Genomic DNA, 14,266 nt, shown 5'->3' with positions numbered 1-14,266 from the left:
CCACGTGTTGCGCAGCTTTCGCCCCGGACGCTTTCAACCGCTTGGTTGATACTGACAGTCTCCCGCAAGTTTCCCTTATGTCAAGTTTTATGTTGGCCGGGCGGGGCCGCCGGCACGCTGCGCAGATAGCTCAGGACCATTTCGGTCACGTGATCGCGGCGCGCCTCGATCCGATCGCTTTCCAGCAGATCGACATTGAAGATCACCGACAGCGTGTGCCGGTTCGACAGGAAGAAATAACAAAGCGATGCGATCGAGATGTAGAGTTCGACGGGGTCGGCCTCGCGCCGGAAACTGCCGTCCTCCAGCCCCCGCCGAATCACCCGCGCCAGGGTCCGCTTCATCGTGCTCTGCAGGGCCGGAATCCTGTCGTTCACCTTGGCGTGGCGCGCCTTGTGCAGGTTCTCGTCGTTCAGCAGGGCGACGAAATACCGGTTCTTGACGGTGTAATCGAAGTTGAAATGGATGAAGCGGCGCAGCGCGTCCTCCGGCGACAGCGCATCCAGGTCCAGCGCGTTCTCCTGCTTGCGGATGTCGCGGTAGGCACGTTCCAGGACGGCGCCGTACAGACGCTCCTTGTCGTCGAAGTAGTAGTAGATCAGCTGCTTGTTCACCCCTGCCCGCTCGGCGATCGTGTTGACCCGAGCGCCGCTCAGCCCCTTGGCCGAGAATTCGTCTCGCGCGGCGTCGAGGATGCGCTCGCGCGTTTGTTCGGGGTCCCGAACCCGACCGGCGCCCCCGGTCTTGGCACGCGGGGACCGCCCGGGAGGCCTGTCGTCATTCATGCTGCCCAGCCTATCCCACGAATACGGGGCTTGCCCATGCTATTTGGCCATTGGCCTGGCGGGCGCGCAGATAGACGTGGCCGCGACCACCTTCCAGAGGAACATCACAGCGCCCCGTGACCCGCGAGGCGCTCATCGGTACCAGTCGGTGCCACTGATAGGCTTCCTTCGGGAACGGACCCGTGAACAGGTTCTTCGACGTCTTCGCAAGTTCGGCCAGCGAGGTTTCGCTCTTCTGCTCGACCGGCAGGCGAAGCGACAGGCTCACGCGGGTTCCCGCATCCCCGGCGATTTCCAGAATGGCGCTCTGGTTCGGATTGCCGCGATAGGCGTCGCGGCGCGAGGTATACGACCGGATCGACAGGCCGTCGCTGCCCTTCCTTGCGATCCGGTGACGCCGCGCCTCGTCGAACGGGCCCGATTGCAGACAGGGCCAGAAGTCGAGCAGCCGCCCGCCCTCGACGGCGACATCCATCTCCCAGTCACAGATCCGCTCCAGAGCCAGGTCGCCCCACGGTCCCCAGCCCCATTCCAACCGAACCTGCACCGGATCGGCAAAGCCGTCGCCGCCCAAAGGTGCCGGCGCGGGGAAGCCGCGATGCACGATCTCGCCGCCGGAAATGATCTCGACAACGTCCATTTCGTCGCGGCCCTGAACATCATAGGCAATCTCGACGCTGTTCCGGGCCCCGAGAAACGCCCCCATCGGAGCCCCGTCGGCGGCAAAGTCGATCGCGATGCGATCGCCGGTCAGCGCATAGGTGCGCCGCTGACGGATCGCATCCAGAATGGCCGCTCGCGAGTTCTCCTTGACCAGCGCCGCCATCAGCCCTTCGCCATAGGCGCCGGGAAATCCGCAGTGACTGTCGGAGGATGCCACGAAGCCGAAACGCAAACCGCATTCGAGCGCATGGGCCACGGTATTGGTGGTCTCGCGCCCGCCCATGGAATGGTTGAAGAAGGGAAACGCGCCGCGATCGTTTTCCGAGTTGCCGTGCTCGGAGTAGATTTCGACAACCGGCGTGCATTCAGAGTTGAAGACATTCCAGTTCACGCCCCGATGACCCTGCGGATAGGCCAGGTGGTGGGGTATCATCAGCGCCCGCTCCTCGCGGCAGAACCCGCGAAGCGTCTCGATGTCGTCGGGACGGAACAGGGGACGGTGATCCTCGGGAAAGACGACGCATTGATCGCCGAAGGTGCTGGAATGCCATTCGAACCCGAGAAACGCGCTGAAATCGTCGGCGCTGTTGGCATCGGCGATCAGGTTCTGGACCTTGGGCCAGCCTTCTTCCAGCCGACGGAAGCCTTTCAGCCAATGGGCTTCGCGCCCGCCCTCCATCGGCTCCATGTCGTGCCAGTGGGAATGGCCGGTGAAGGAAAAGAAATCCAGATGATTCCGGGCGATGTCGATGGCCCGCTCCAGCGACCCGGTGCCGTAGCCAAGCGCGTTGTGGTTGTGAATGTCGCCGAACAGTATCTGATAGCCGGACGTCATGACCCTTGCCTCCCCCCCCACACTGTGGCAGTTTTCAACCAGATGGTTGATACCAATGTTGTTAGCGCGTCGGTCACCTCAGATCAAGCGACGGAGTCATCATGAACACAGATACCCGGGGCGAAGCCCTGCCCGACCGGTTCGAGGATATCGAGGCGCTGGAAGCCTTCCTGACCACGCCGGATGCCGGATTGATCGCGGATCTGGCCCGGATCGACGGCGACATCGTGATTCTCGGCGCCGGCGGCAAGATGGGCCCGACCATGGCGCGGCTGGCGCAGAACGCGGCGCCGGACAAGACCGTTCACGCGGTGTCGCGGTTCTCGAACCAGGAGGAGCGCAAACGGCTCGACGCGCATGGCATCTCGACCATCGCGGCGGATCTGATGGACCGCGACGCGCTGGCCGCCCTGCCCGATGCCGCCAATGTGGTCTACATGGCCGGGCACAAGTTCGGGGCCAACGACAATCCCGGCCTGACCTGGGCGATGAACGTGCATCTGCCCGCGCTGGTCGCAGAACGCTATGCCAAGGCGCGGATCGTCGCGATGTCGACCGGCTGCGTCTATCCCTTCGTGGCCACCGACAGCCAGGGCCCGACCGAGGACACACCCCCGGACCCGCCGGGCGAATATGCCCAGTCCTGCGTCGGGCGCGAGCGGATGTTCCAGTATTTCTCGGCCAGGCACGGCACGCCGGGGCGGCTGATCCGGCTGAACTACGCCATCGACATGCGCTATGGCGTGCTGCACGACATCGCCCGCAAGGTGGCGGAGGGCGAAGAGATCGACGTGACCATGGGCCATGTCAACATGATCTGGCAGGGCGACGCCAACGCCCAGATCCTGCGGTCGCTGGCGCATTGCACCACACCGACCAGCCCGTTGAACGTCACCGGCCCGGAAACCGTCTCGACCCGTTGGGCGGCGCAGCGCTTTGCCGAACTGCTGGACCGGCCGGCCCGGATCGTCGGCCAGGAGGCCCCGACCGCCTGGCTCAACAATCCGGCCCGCGCCCTTGGGCTGTTCGGCTACCCGCGGGTGCCGCTCGACCGGATGATGCGCTGGACCGCCGACTGGATCTCGGGAAACAAGCCGAGTCACGGCAAGCCGACCAAATTCGAGGTCCGGGATGGACGCTACTGACACCCTGACGCCACGCGACCTGACGGCGGACGACCTGCCCGCGCTGATGGCGCTGGTCCGCGAGGCCGGCTGGAACCAGACACCCGAGGACTGGCGCGGGATGCTGGCCCGCGGCAAGGGGCGCGGGCTGGCCGACTGCACCGACCGCATCATCGCCTCGGCGCTGACCCTGCCCTATGGCGCGACCCTCGGCTGGATCGGCATGGTCTTGGTGGCGGGCGAATGGCGCAAGCGCGGCTGCGCCACGAGGTTGCTGAAGGACTGCATTGCCGAGTTGCGCGGTGCCGGACGGGTCGCCGGACTGGACGCGACCCCGGCGGGGCGGCCGGTCTACGAGAAGCTCGGCTTTGCCGGCAGCCGGGGAATCGCGCGCTGGCGGCGTCCGGCCTCGGCCCCGTCCGGCGGCATCACGCCCGGAACCCGCCTCGCCGGGCCTGGGGACCTGGACCGGATCACGGCGCTGGATGGCGCCTGTTTCGGGGCCCCGCGCCCGGCGCTGATCCGCGACCTCTGCGCCCGGGCCGAGCCGATCGGCTGGGTCGCCGGGGAGGATGCCTTCCTGCTGCACCGGGCCGGGTTGAAGGCGCGCCAGATCGGGCCGATCTGCGCCCCCGACCTGGCCACCGCCGGGCAGCTGCTGGACAGCGCGCTGGCGGCCTTCGGCGAAGCGCTGGTGATCGACGCCTGCGAGACTCGGTCCGGTTTCGACGCCCTGCTCGAAGCTCGGGGCTTTGCCGTCGAACGGCGCTTCACCCGCATGTATCTGGGCGCCCCGGCGCCCACCGGCGACCCGGAGCGCCTGTTCGCCATCGCCGGCCCCGAACTGGGATAGGAGACCCGAGATGCCCCGCAACGCACAAGACCTGCCTGACGACATCCGCGCCCTGATCCGGCAGGGTGTCGCGATCCCGGCCCACCCGCTGGCGCTGAACGCCGAACGCCGGCTGGACGAACGGCGGCAGAAGGCGCTCAGCCGCTACTACATCGACGCCGGATCGGGTGGCCTGGCGGTCGGGGTCCACACGACGCAATTCGCGATCCGCGATGTCGGGCTCTACGAGCCGGTGCTGCGCCTGGCCGCCGCCGAGATGGACGGCTGGACCGACCGCCCGCTGGTCCGGATCGCCGGGCTGGTCGGCAAGACCGAACAGGCCCGCCGCGAGGCGGCGCTGGCCCGCGACCTCGGCTATCATGCCGGGCTTCTGTCGCTGGCCGCCTGGCGCGGCACCAGCGAGGCCGAGATCCTGGACCATTGCCGCGCGGTCGCCGGGGAAATCCCGCTGGTCGGGTTCTATCTGCAGGACTCGGTGGGCGGGCTGCGGCTCAGCGCCGAATTCTGGCAGGGCTTTGCCGAAATCGAGAACGTGGTGGCGATCAAGATCGCGCCGTTCAACCGCTACCGCACCCTGGACGTGATCCGCGGCGTTCTGGCGGCACGGGCCGAGGACCGGGTCACGCTTTATACCGGCAATGACGACCATATCGTCGCCGACCTGATCACCCCCTTCACCCTGATGCGCGACGGGGAGCCGGTCACCGTGCGGATCAAGGGCGGCCTGCTGGGCCACTGGTCGGTCTGGACCCAGCGTGCCGTGCAGTTGCTGAAGCGCTGCCATGCGGCGGCCGAAAGCGGCGAGGTCCCGGCCGATCTGATGGCGCTGGACGCCCAGGTGACCGACTGCAATGCCGCCGTCTTCGACGTGGCCAACAACTTCGCCGGTTGCATCGCCGGCTGCCATGAAGTCCTGCGGCGTCAGGGATTGCTGGAGGGGATCTGGTGCCTCGACCCGGACGAGACGCTCGGCCCCGGACAGGCGGCAGAGCTTGACCGGGTGTCGGCGGCCTATCCGAATCTCGCCGACGACGCATTCGTCGCCGCCAATCTCGACCGCTGGCTGGGCTGACCGGTCCGGGCGGGCTTCAGGCCAGCATCTGCCCGTCGCCGCATATCGACACCGCCTGACCCGAAATCATGCGGCCCCGCGGGCTGGTCAGGAACAGGACCTGGTCGGCGATCTGTTCGGGCTGCACATAGTCCTTCAGCGAGGTGTAGGAAAAGGCCTCGGCCTCGACCTCGGCAAAGCTCATGCCGCGACGCTGCGCCTTGGCTTCCAGCACCCGGCGCTGACGGTCGCCCGCGACGATGCCGGGCAGGATCGCATTGCAGCGAATGCCGTCCTTGCCCAGTTCGATGGACAGCGACTTGGTGAACCCGATCACGCCCCATTTCGCCGCCGCGTAGGGCGTGCGCAGGGCAAAGCCCAGCCGCCCGGCCAGCGAGGACAGGTTGATGATCGAGGCGTTGTCACTGGCCCGCAGCGCCGCGACCGCATGGCGCACACAGTGGAATTGCGAGGTCAGGCAGACCGCCAGCGTGGCGTCCCAGTCCGCCGGGTCGATATCCTCGACCGGGCTCGTCGGGCCGGCGATGCCGGCGTTGTTCACCAGCACGTCGAGCCCGCCCAGTTCGCCGATCGCCGCCGCGATGAACCGCTCGATCTGCGCCCCGTCGCCCATGTCGGCGTTCTGGTGGAAGACTTCGGGCGGCAGCGTGGCAAGCGCCGCCTCGTCGATGTCGCAGGTCGCCACGCGGGCGCCCTCGGCCAGATAGGCGTCGAGAATGGCGCGGCCAATGCCTTGCGCCCCGGCGGTCACGATGACCCGCGCTCCCTCCAGGTCCAGTTTCATGGTGCAATCTCCCTCTGATCGTTGTCATCCTGCATCCGGCCCCGGGCGCGGATCAGCTCGGAGGCCACGCGGATGTCCTCGGCGACGGCCAGGGCCGCGGCCTCGCCATCCCGCACCCGCAGCGCCTCGCAGAGCCGGCGGTGATGGTCGCGCGAATGGTGGCTGCGCAGCTGCGAGGCGTCGGAGTCGTCACCGATGTCGAAATGGATGACCGGCCCCGCCTTGAGCCACAGCATGGTGATGACGTCGAGCAGCGCCGGCGACCCGGCAGCGCGATACAGGGCGAAATGCAGGTCCATGTTGGCGGCGACCGCGGCTGCACTGCCCCGGACACGGTCCAGCACGTCCTCGAAGCGATGCGCCAGCGCCTCCACTTCGGCAATCTCGGCCCTGCTGGCCCGGGTCGCGGCCAGCCGTGCCGCCTGGCCCTCGTTCAGCATCCGCACCATGGTCAGATCGGCGAATTGCGCCGCCGTCATCAGCGGCACCATGACCGCACGCTTGGGCGAGACCTCCAGCGCCCCGCTGGCGGCGAGACGACTGACCGCCTCGCGCACCGGCATCATCGAGACTTCCAGCCGTTCGGCCAGATCGCGCAGCGACAGCCGGTCGCGCGGCCTGAGCGCACCGGACAGCAACATCCGGCTCAGGGCGTCGAAGACCTGGTCGGACAGAGTCTGGCGGCGGGCGGGCCGCAACTGGTCGAGCGTTTCGGACAAGCGCTGCGAACTCCGGTTGACAGTCGGCGGGTCCTTCCGCAACTGTGATCTCAGATCACAGTAGATCGGACGGATTCGCAAGCCCTGATTACCCGCCGAAGAAGAAACCCGCCGGACATGGCCAGTCCCCCGATCCCGCCCTGGCCGCATCGAAAGGACCATCATGACGGACACCATTGCCATCATCGGCGCCGGGCTGATCGGCCGGGCCTGGAGCGCGCTCTTTGCCCGGGCCGGTTTCACGGTTCAGGTCTGGGACGCCGATCCGGGCGTCCTGAGGCGGTATGCCGAAGACATGGCCACACTCTGCGACACCATGAAAGCCGAAGGATTGCTGGATGACCCCGCCGCCACGATCGCCCGCATCCGCACCTGCCCGACGCTGGAAGAGGCGGCGGACGGCGTTGCCTTCGTGCAGGAAAACGGGCCGGAACGGATCGAGGTCAAGCGCGACCTCTTCGCCCGGCTCGACACCGCCGCGCCGGCCGGGGCCATCCTCGCCTCATCCACCTCGGCCATCGTCGCCTCGCGCTTTACCGAAAGCCTGGAACACCGCGGCCGCTGCGTCGTCGGGCATCCGGTGAACCCGCCGCATCTGGTCCCGGTGGTCGAACTCTGCCCGGCCCCCTGGACCACGCCCGAGACCCTGGACCGGGCCGAGGCGCTCTATGCCCGGATCGGCCAGGTGCCGGTACGGATGACCCGCGAAAGGGACGGCTTCGTGCTGAACCGCCTGCAGGGTGCGCTTCTGGCCGAAGCGCTGCGCCTGCTGGATGAGGGCGTGGTCAGCGTCGAGGGGCTCGACGCCACGATCAAGGACGGGCTGGGGCTGCGTTGGGCGCTGATGGGGCCGATCGAGACCATCGACCTCAATGCGCCCGGCGGCATCGTCGATTATGCCACCCGCTACGGGGGCTTCTATGCCGATCTGGCCAGCACGCCGGCCGGGCCCGAGGTCTTCTCGGTCGAAACCGCCGAAAAGATCGCCGCGACATGGCCGCAGGACCGCAGCCCCGACAACATCCGCGCCCGGCAGGACCGGCGCGACCGGCGACTGGCCGCGCTGCGCCGCCATCTCGCATCCGAACAATCCTGAAGGAGAGACCCATGGCCAGACCCCGCAAGGTCATCATCACCTGCGCCGTGACCGGCGCCATCCATACCCCCACAATGTCGGAATACCTGCCGATCACCGCGTCGGAAATCGCCGATGTCGCCATCGGCGCGGCCGAGGCCGGCGCGGCCGTGGTGCATCTGCATGCCCGCAACCCCGAAGACGGCCGCCCCGACCAGTCGCCCGAAGCCTTCACGCCCTTCCTGGGCGTGATCAAGCAGGCCTCGGACTGCGTGGTGAACATCACCACCGGCGGCGCCCCGACCATGACCATCGAAGAGCGGGTCCGCCCGGCCCAGACACATCGGCCCGAGGTCGCCTCTCTGAACATGGGGTCGATGAATTTCGGCCTGTTCCCGATGCTGAAGCGGTTCCCCGATCTCAAGCATCAGTGGGAGCGCGACTATCTGGGCAACAAGAACATCATCTTCAACAACAGCTTCGGCCAGATCGAGTACATCCTGACCACCCTGGGGCCGCTGGGCACGAAGTTCGAATTCGAATGCTACGACACGGCGCATCTCTACAATCTCAAGCACTTCCTCGACGAAGGGATCGTCAAGGCTCCGCTGTTCATCCAGACGGTCTTCGGCCTGATGGGCGGGATCGGGGCCCATCCCGAGGACGTGCAGCACATGAAGCGCACCGCCGACCGGCTGTTCGGCGATCAATACCGCTGGTCGGTGCTGGGCGCCGGCAAGAACCAGTTGCCGATTGCGGCAATGGCGGCGGCGATGGGCGGCAATGTGCGCGTCGGTCTGGAGGATTCGCTCTGGATCGGGCCGGGACAACTGGCCAGGAGCAATGCCGAGCAGGTGCGCAAGGCGCGGCAGATCATCGAGGGGCTTGGGCTGGAACTGGCCACCCCGGACGAGGCGCGCGAGATCCTGGAGCTGAAAGGCGCCGACAAGGTCGGGTTCTAAGGCGCGGCCGGCGGGGTCGGTCCTAGGCCAGCCCCCAGAACCGCCGCGCGTTGCCGTGGAACAGCGCCGCGCGTTCGTCCGCGGAGCATCCTTGGATCAGGGCATGGGTCGCCGCCACCCAGTCCGACAGGCTGCCGCCCAGCGTCACCACCGGCCAGTCCGACCCCCAGATCACCCGGTCCCAGCCGAAGCTGGCGATGACATGCTCGACATAGGGGCGCAGGGTCTCGACGCTCCACTCCGGCCCGGTCTGGGCCAGGAGGCCGCTGATCTTGGCAATCACATTGGGCCGCCGCGCCAGTTCGGCCAGCGGCGCCGCCCAGTCATCATAGCCGTTTCGGGCCACTTCGGGATTGCCGCAGTGATCCAGCACGAAGCGCGTGTCGGGGCAGGCATCGGCCAGCGCCGCGCCGCGGCCCAGCTGGTCGGCCCGCAGGCAGAGGTCGAAGCTCAGCCCGGCCCGCCCGATCGCCCGCAACCCGTCACGGAAGGCCGGCGCATCGGAGACTTCATCCGGCACCACATGCAGCACCCGGCGCAGACCGCGCACCACCTTCCGGTCCAGCCCGGCCAGCCAGTCGGCGATGTCGGGCCGCTCGGGCCGCACCCCGGCAATGGCACCGATGACCAGCCCGGCCTGAATCGTTTCGGCCACCATGCCGATTTCCGCCTCGGCGTCGGATTCGGCGGTATCGACCTCCATATGCAGCGCCGCGGTGATCCCGCAGCGCCCGGCGGCGGCGGTATACTCGGCCAACGACCAGTCCCGGTTCAGTGCCGGAACCCCGTCGAGCCAGGGATAGGACAGGCGCCCGCGGTCAATGAGATGCAGATGGGTGTCGATCAACATGGTTCCTGACTTCTCCTTGCCACAGATTTCGGCAATCGCCTCAATTCCGCCCAATTTTGTTGACAATATCTATCAATAGGGCGGATTGTTTACCTATTCGCCCTGTTTGACTGAGTAGTAGCAGACTCCTCCGGACTGGAAAGGGCCGCGCCCTCCCTCGCGGCCCTTTTTCCTTGCCGCCCCGCACTGCCCCCCTGCCCCGCTCACCCCTGTGCCTCGATCGGTTCGATCAGGCCCGGACCGGAGGCGCGGTTGGAGTTGACCGCCGGATCGACGCGGTGAAAGCGCAGTGCATCCTCGGGCGCCGGACGCATCAGCACCGCCGCCCCCTTGCCCTCTTCGCCCAGCCAGAGGCCGATATCCGCGGGCGCCAGGATCACCGGCATCCGGTGGTGTATCCGGGCCATCACCGGATTGGCGTCACAGGTCACGATGGCGCAGGAGACAAGCTGCTGGCCGTCCCGCTCCCACTCCTGCCAGATGCCGGCGAAGATCAACGGCTGATCGTCGGCGCGGGTGATGTACCAGGGCAGCCGCGCCTTGTCCGGGGTCACGGTCCATTCGTAGAAGCCCGAGGCCGGGATCAGGCAGCGGCGGCTGCGCACCGCCTGCCGGAAGGCGGGTTTCTCGGCGATGGTGTCGGCGCGGGCATTGATCAGCAGCGGGCCGTCGTTCGGGGCCTTGTACCAGGACGGGATGACGCCCCACCGCATTGCCACCAGGCGCCGGCCGGCCTCCCCGTCCCCGGCCTGCGCAGCGCCACGCCGCACCACATGCACGGCATTGGTCGGGCAGACATTGAAATTCGGGACCGGGGGCAGATCGTTGCCGGGCACGGCATCGAAGAGTTGCACCATCGCCTCGGGCGGCAAGGTAATCGCAAATCGCCCGCACATCGCTTTCTCTCCCCGGCGGCAACGGCACCGGCGGGCAGCCTAGACGAGCCCGACCGGGCTGGCCAGAGGTCGGCCCGCAGAGGTCAGGGTTCCCGGCGTGGCCCCGGGGCGAATTCCGGCTCCAGCGGGCCGGGATCGGCTGGGCCTGCGCCGATGCTCGGCGACGGGCCCGACGTGCCCAGGCGCGGCGCCCGCCGCCGGGAGTGCTTGGCCAGGATCCGGCAGACCGTATTCGCGTCGGCACCCTTCACCAGGTAGTCGTTCACCTGCAGCACATCCGCCAGATCCATGTCGAAGGGTGAATCCGAGGTCGTCAGAACCACCACCGGCAGATCGTGCAACCCGGGCGTCTCGCGGATGAAGCCCAGCACCTCCAGCCCGTCGACCCGCGGCATCTTCAGATCCAGGATGATCAGATCGGGCGCCGGCTGCATCCGCGTCTCCGAGGCCGGGTCGAGCATGTCGATCGCCGCCTGCCCGTCGCGGACCACGGTCAGCTCGTAGGCCTCGTCCCAGGCGCGAAGTTTCCGGGTCAGGTCGCGGACCGAGAACTGGCTGTCTTCCGCCAACAGTATCTGATGCATTGCCTCTACTCCTGATTATATCGTTGTGCCCCGAGCTGGGCATTGGGAAAGATCAGCTCGAACACGGCGCCGCGGCCGTTTGCCTGTTCTCCCAGCCGGACAAAGCCTCCGGCCCGTTCCATCACCTTCTTGACCATGGCCAGCCCCATGCCGCTGCCCTCGACCTCGTCGCGGGGCCGCAGGGTCGAGAACATCTCGAACACCTTGTCGGCATAGGCACGGGCGATCCCCGGCCCGTCATCGGCCACCTCGATCTTGACCAGATCGCCTTCCGAACGACCGCGGACCACGATCTTCCCGTGGTCACGGTCGTGATGCTTGATCGCATTCGAGATCAGGTTGCGCATGACCAGCGCCAATTCGGTCGGCGCGCAATGGACCTTCGGCAATTCGCCCTCGACATCCACCTCGAACCCGGCCGGCACCCCGCTGAGCCTTGCGCTTTCGCGGACCGTCTCGGTGGCATCGACATCGCAGACCAGTTCGCCCAGCTGGCCGATCCGCGCATAGGTCAGCAGATCGGTCAGCAGCTGGTCCATGCGCCGGCTCTGCACCTCCATCTCGCGCAGATCGACCTCGAGCTCGTCCTCGATACTTCCGTATTTCTCCTGCAGCGTTTCGCGCAGCCAGCCCGGAATCGTCATCAGCGCCCGCAGCGGAGCGCGCAGATCATGGCTGGCGATATAGGCGAAGCGTTCCAGCTCCTCGTTCGCGCGGGTCAGGGCAGCGGTGCGCATGCCGACCCGGCTTTCGAGCTCCTGGTTGACCTTGCCCAATTCGTCGAGCGCCACCTTCAGCGCCGCTTCGGCCTGCGACCGGCGCTGCACCTCGAGCGACAGCGACACCGCCTTGCGGGCGTGTTCGTCCGGGCGCGGCACGGTGATCAGGACCGGAACCAGGCGCCAGAACCGCACCGCCGTGGCCCCCGAGATCACCGCGCAGACCCCCTTGAACACACCTTCGGCGGCATAGATCGGCAGCCAGAGGGTGACCACCGCCATCAGATGGGCCAGGGCGCAGGCGGTGATGAAGGCGGCAAACAGGGCCGTGGTGCTGCGATGCTTGAGGTCCGGGCGGGCCTGCAGGATGCGCCAGATCGCCGCCGGGATCGACAGATAGGCCGCGGCAATGGCCAGATCGGACAGCGCGTGCAGCAGCACCAGATCGGGCCGCCAGACCAGACAGTCGCCGTGCGGCAACGAGCCGGCGGCGGTCAGCGAGTCGATGAGGGATTGCAGCATGGCATTGGGACCGAAGGTCAGATGAATCTCGTCCCGAAGAGCAGCAGAATATCCTTAACGAATTGCGAAAAACCCAGCGGACGGGCGGCGTTGCGCCGAAGACCGCCAATTGTCGCACCGCAACGAAAAGGGGCGCGCCCGACGGACGCGCCCCTCCTGCCGCGGCAGATCCCCGATCAGTCGCCGAGCTTCTTGATCCGGCCTTCGACCTTGGCGGTGACGGTGCCCATCTTCGAGATGTAGTCCATCACGTCATTGGCCATCAGGTTGCCGTTCCCGGCATTGATCAGCACCCGGCCGCCGCCCAGTGCGGAATAGCCGTCGCCGCCGCCGAGGATGTAGTCGTTGGCCGCGACCTTGTAGAGCTTGTCCATCTCCAGCGGCTCGCCGCCGACCAGAACCTCGGTCACCCGGCTGCCGGGCTCGGCGGTCGGGTCATAGACGAAGGTCAGGCCCGAGACCTGGGCAAAGCGACCGGCGCCGTTCTCGACCTGGCTGACCGCATTCTCCAGCGCCGCCAGAACCTGGCTGCCCGGCAGTTCGGTCAGCACGGTGACATTGCCGAAGGGCAGTTCGGTCAGGATGTCGCGCCGGGTCAGCTTGGTGCCGGCGTCATAGGTGCGGTCGGCGCGGATGCCGCCGCCGTTGGCCAGCGCGATGTCGGCGCCGGTGGCATCGCGGATCGCGTCGGCGATCAGGTTGCCCATCGCCGATTCCTCGCCCCGGACCACGTTGCGGCGGCTGTCCAGCGGCCCCTCGGTCATCCCGATCTCGACGTTCAGGCTGTCATCCAGCTGCTTCTCGAAGGCCTTGACGATCTCCATCGAGGCGGGATCCGGCTCGACCGTGGCTGTGTCGATGAAACGGAAAATCGGCGACCACTTGATGCTGCGTTCGCCGTCCTTCTCCTCGATATCGACCATCAGGTCGACCGGAGACAGGAACCGCCCGTCGATCGAGGTCTCGACATAGGCCGTAACCCCGTCATAGGCGGTGGCGAAGGAGTGGTCGTCGCCCGACATGATGACGTCGAAGGCGTGGCTGGCGATCAGTTCGCGGTCGTTCTCCATATTGGTCTGGATCACCCCGATGACGATCTCGGCGCCATCCTCGCGCGCCTTCTTGGCCGCCGCGATGGCCATGTCCACGGTCGGGCCGAACTTCAGATCACCCGGGCTGGAGACCTCGGGGGTGGTGTCCTGCGCCACCGGCACCAGCGCCACCTTCAGCCCGCCGACCTCCTTCATCATCACGCCGCCCAGCCCCTCGACCGGAGAGCCGTCGCCGTTGGTGATGTTGATCGCGGCCCAGGGGTATTTCGACGCGGCCATCTTCTCGAAGAAGTTCTCCGGCCCGAAGTCGAATTCATGGTTGCCCGGAACGGCGATGTCGAAGGGCACCAGATTGGTCAGGTCGATGGTGTTCTGGCCCTTGTCGAAGCCGGACAGGATCGAGGGGCTCAGCATGTCGCCGTCGAAGACATAGATCGTGTTCGGATTGGCGGCCCGTTCGGCCTTGGCGACAGCGTTCAGCCGGGCAAAGCCGCCGCGTCCGTCGCTTTCCTGGAAGTTGTAGACGTCCCCGACCCCGAGAACGGTCAGCTTGACGGTTTCGGCCAGGGCCGGCAGCGCTCCGGCGGTCAGCGCGGTAGCGCCGAGCAGAAGCGCGGCAAGGCGGTGCATTTGGCGAGTCATGTTGGCAATCCCCATGGGCTATGTTGCAGCAGCTGTGAATGCATGTTTGCGCTCTGCGGGATCAGAGTCAAAGGCATTCCAGTGCCATTCCTCGCCTGCCGGGGTGACATGGCGATGACGGTCGCCCTC

The 14,266-nt window shown here is 67.1% G+C and carries 14 protein-coding genes; 5 read left to right on the top strand and 9 right to left on the bottom strand.

What is annotated here, in order from left to right; genetic code table 11:
• Positions 1-80: 80 nt before the first annotated feature.
• Both NUW50_RS02535 and NUW50_RS02530 read right to left on the bottom strand, forming a co-directional pair.
• Entirely contained in the window at positions 81-785 is a 705-nt protein-coding gene (locus NUW50_RS02535; protein ID WP_258287487.1) for a TetR/AcrR family transcriptional regulator, read from the bottom strand.
• Between the two features lie 10 nt (positions 786-795).
• Positions 796-2,283 carry a DUF3604 domain-containing protein gene (locus tag NUW50_RS02530; protein WP_258287486.1) on the bottom strand — a complete coding sequence of 496 codons (1,488 nt, stop codon included), beginning with the start codon at positions 2,281-2,283 and terminating at the stop codon, positions 796-798.
• 101 nt (positions 2,284-2,384) lie between these two features.
• Here NUW50_RS02530 and NUW50_RS02525 point away from each other — a divergent pair, with 101 nt between their 5' ends.
• The 3 genes from NUW50_RS02525 to NUW50_RS02515 are packed head-to-tail and all read left to right on the top strand — an operon-like array spanning position 2,385 to position 5,332.
• Entirely contained in the window at positions 2,385-3,428 is a 1,044-nt protein-coding gene (locus tag NUW50_RS02525; protein WP_258287485.1) for an NAD-dependent epimerase/dehydratase family protein, read from the top strand.
• The gene (locus NUW50_RS02520) at positions 3,415-4,260 is read left to right on the top strand and encodes a GNAT family N-acetyltransferase (RefSeq protein WP_258287484.1); all 846 of its coding nucleotides are present in this window, start codon (positions 3,415-3,417) and stop codon (positions 4,258-4,260) included. Before NUW50_RS02525 ends, NUW50_RS02520 begins: the two co-directional genes overlap by 14 nt.
• A gap of 10 nt (positions 4,261-4,270) precedes the next feature.
• Positions 4,271-5,332, top strand: coding sequence for a dihydrodipicolinate synthase family protein (locus NUW50_RS02515; RefSeq protein ID WP_258287483.1), 1,062 nt, complete (start codon positions 4,271-4,273; stop codon positions 5,330-5,332).
• Positions 5,333-5,348: 16 nt separating this feature from the next.
• On the opposite strand, the gene NUW50_RS02510 is transcribed toward NUW50_RS02515, so the two are convergent.
• The gene (locus NUW50_RS02510; RefSeq protein WP_258287482.1) at positions 5,349-6,116 is read right to left on the bottom strand and encodes an SDR family oxidoreductase; all 768 of its coding nucleotides are present in this window, start codon (positions 6,114-6,116) and stop codon (positions 5,349-5,351) included.
• Positions 6,113-6,835 carry a GntR family transcriptional regulator gene (locus NUW50_RS02505; RefSeq protein ID WP_258287481.1) on the bottom strand — a complete coding sequence of 241 codons (723 nt, stop codon included), beginning with the start codon at positions 6,833-6,835 and terminating at the stop codon, positions 6,113-6,115. Before NUW50_RS02505 ends, NUW50_RS02510 begins: the two co-directional genes overlap by 4 nt.
• Before the next feature lie 163 nt (positions 6,836-6,998).
• Here NUW50_RS02505 and NUW50_RS02500 point away from each other — a divergent pair, with 163 nt between their 5' ends.
• Together NUW50_RS02500 and NUW50_RS02495 are read left to right on the top strand one after the other, a co-directional pair.
• Positions 6,999-7,931: a 3-hydroxyacyl-CoA dehydrogenase gene (locus NUW50_RS02500; RefSeq protein ID WP_258287480.1), complete on the top strand. Its 933-nt coding sequence runs from the start codon at positions 6,999-7,001 to the stop codon at positions 7,929-7,931.
• Between the two features lie 11 nt (positions 7,932-7,942).
• Positions 7,943-8,872, top strand: coding sequence for a 3-keto-5-aminohexanoate cleavage protein (locus NUW50_RS02495; RefSeq protein WP_258287479.1), 930 nt, complete (start codon positions 7,943-7,945; stop codon positions 8,870-8,872).
• 22 nt (positions 8,873-8,894) lie between these two features.
• On the opposite strand, the gene NUW50_RS02490 is transcribed toward NUW50_RS02495, so the two are convergent.
• From NUW50_RS02490 to NUW50_RS02470, 5 genes are all read right to left on the bottom strand, one after another.
• On the bottom strand, positions 8,895-9,722 hold the full coding sequence (locus tag NUW50_RS02490) for an amidohydrolase family protein (protein ID WP_258287478.1): 828 nt from the start codon (positions 9,720-9,722) through the stop codon (positions 8,895-8,897).
• A gap of 203 nt (positions 9,723-9,925) precedes the next feature.
• Positions 9,926-10,618, bottom strand: coding sequence for an SOS response-associated peptidase (locus tag NUW50_RS02485; protein ID WP_258287477.1), 693 nt, complete (start codon positions 10,616-10,618; stop codon positions 9,926-9,928).
• A gap of 83 nt (positions 10,619-10,701) precedes the next feature.
• Positions 10,702-11,202: a response regulator gene (locus NUW50_RS02480; protein ID WP_258287476.1), complete on the bottom strand. Its 501-nt coding sequence runs from the start codon at positions 11,200-11,202 to the stop codon at positions 10,702-10,704.
• Positions 11,203-11,207: 5 nt separating this feature from the next.
• Positions 11,208-12,443: a sensor histidine kinase gene (locus NUW50_RS02475; protein ID WP_258287475.1), complete on the bottom strand. Its 1,236-nt coding sequence runs from the start codon at positions 12,441-12,443 to the stop codon at positions 11,208-11,210.
• Between the two features lie 176 nt (positions 12,444-12,619).
• Positions 12,620-14,137: a bifunctional metallophosphatase/5'-nucleotidase gene (locus NUW50_RS02470; protein WP_258287474.1), complete on the bottom strand. Its 1,518-nt coding sequence runs from the start codon at positions 14,135-14,137 to the stop codon at positions 12,620-12,622.
• Positions 14,138-14,266 lie beyond the last annotated feature (129 nt).

This window comes from Frigidibacter sp. ROC022 (genome assembly GCF_024723735.1).
Lineage (GTDB): Bacteria > Pseudomonadota > Alphaproteobacteria > Rhodobacterales > Rhodobacteraceae > SLM-1.
The sequence above is the reverse complement of the archived record's forward strand: the minus strand, read 5'-3'. Positions and strand labels throughout refer to the sequence as shown.

Coding starts and splice junctions, on each gene's coding strand:
- NUW50_RS02500 (WP_258287480.1), top strand. CDS start 6,999: ATGACGGACACCATTGCCATCATCGGCGCCGGGCTGATCGGCCGGGCC.
- NUW50_RS02510 (WP_258287482.1), bottom strand. CDS start 6,116: ATGAAACTGGACCTGGAGGGAGCGCGGGTCATCGTGACCGCCGGGGCG.
- NUW50_RS02535 (WP_258287487.1), bottom strand. CDS start 785: ATGAATGACGACAGGCCTCCCGGGCGGTCCCCGCGTGCCAAGACCGGG.
- NUW50_RS02490 (WP_258287478.1), bottom strand. CDS start 9,722: ATGTTGATCGACACCCATCTGCATCTCATTGACCGCGGGCGCCTGTCC.
- NUW50_RS02495 (WP_258287479.1), top strand. CDS start 7,943: ATGGCCAGACCCCGCAAGGTCATCATCACCTGCGCCGTGACCGGCGCC.
- NUW50_RS02475 (WP_258287475.1), bottom strand. CDS start 12,443: ATGCTGCAATCCCTCATCGACTCGCTGACCGCCGCCGGCTCGTTGCCG.
- NUW50_RS02525 (WP_258287485.1), top strand. CDS start 2,385: ATGAACACAGATACCCGGGGCGAAGCCCTGCCCGACCGGTTCGAGGAT.
- NUW50_RS02520 (WP_258287484.1), top strand. CDS start 3,415: ATGGACGCTACTGACACCCTGACGCCACGCGACCTGACGGCGGACGAC.
- NUW50_RS02480 (WP_258287476.1), bottom strand. CDS start 11,202: ATGCATCAGATACTGTTGGCGGAAGACAGCCAGTTCTCGGTCCGCGAC.
- NUW50_RS02515 (WP_258287483.1), top strand. CDS start 4,271: ATGCCCCGCAACGCACAAGACCTGCCTGACGACATCCGCGCCCTGATC.
- NUW50_RS02470 (WP_258287474.1), bottom strand. CDS start 14,137: ATGACTCGCCAAATGCACCGCCTTGCCGCGCTTCTGCTCGGCGCTACC.
- NUW50_RS02485 (WP_258287477.1), bottom strand. CDS start 10,618: ATGTGCGGGCGATTTGCGATTACCTTGCCGCCCGAGGCGATGGTGCAA.
- NUW50_RS02530 (WP_258287486.1), bottom strand. CDS start 2,283: ATGACGTCCGGCTATCAGATACTGTTCGGCGACATTCACAACCACAAC.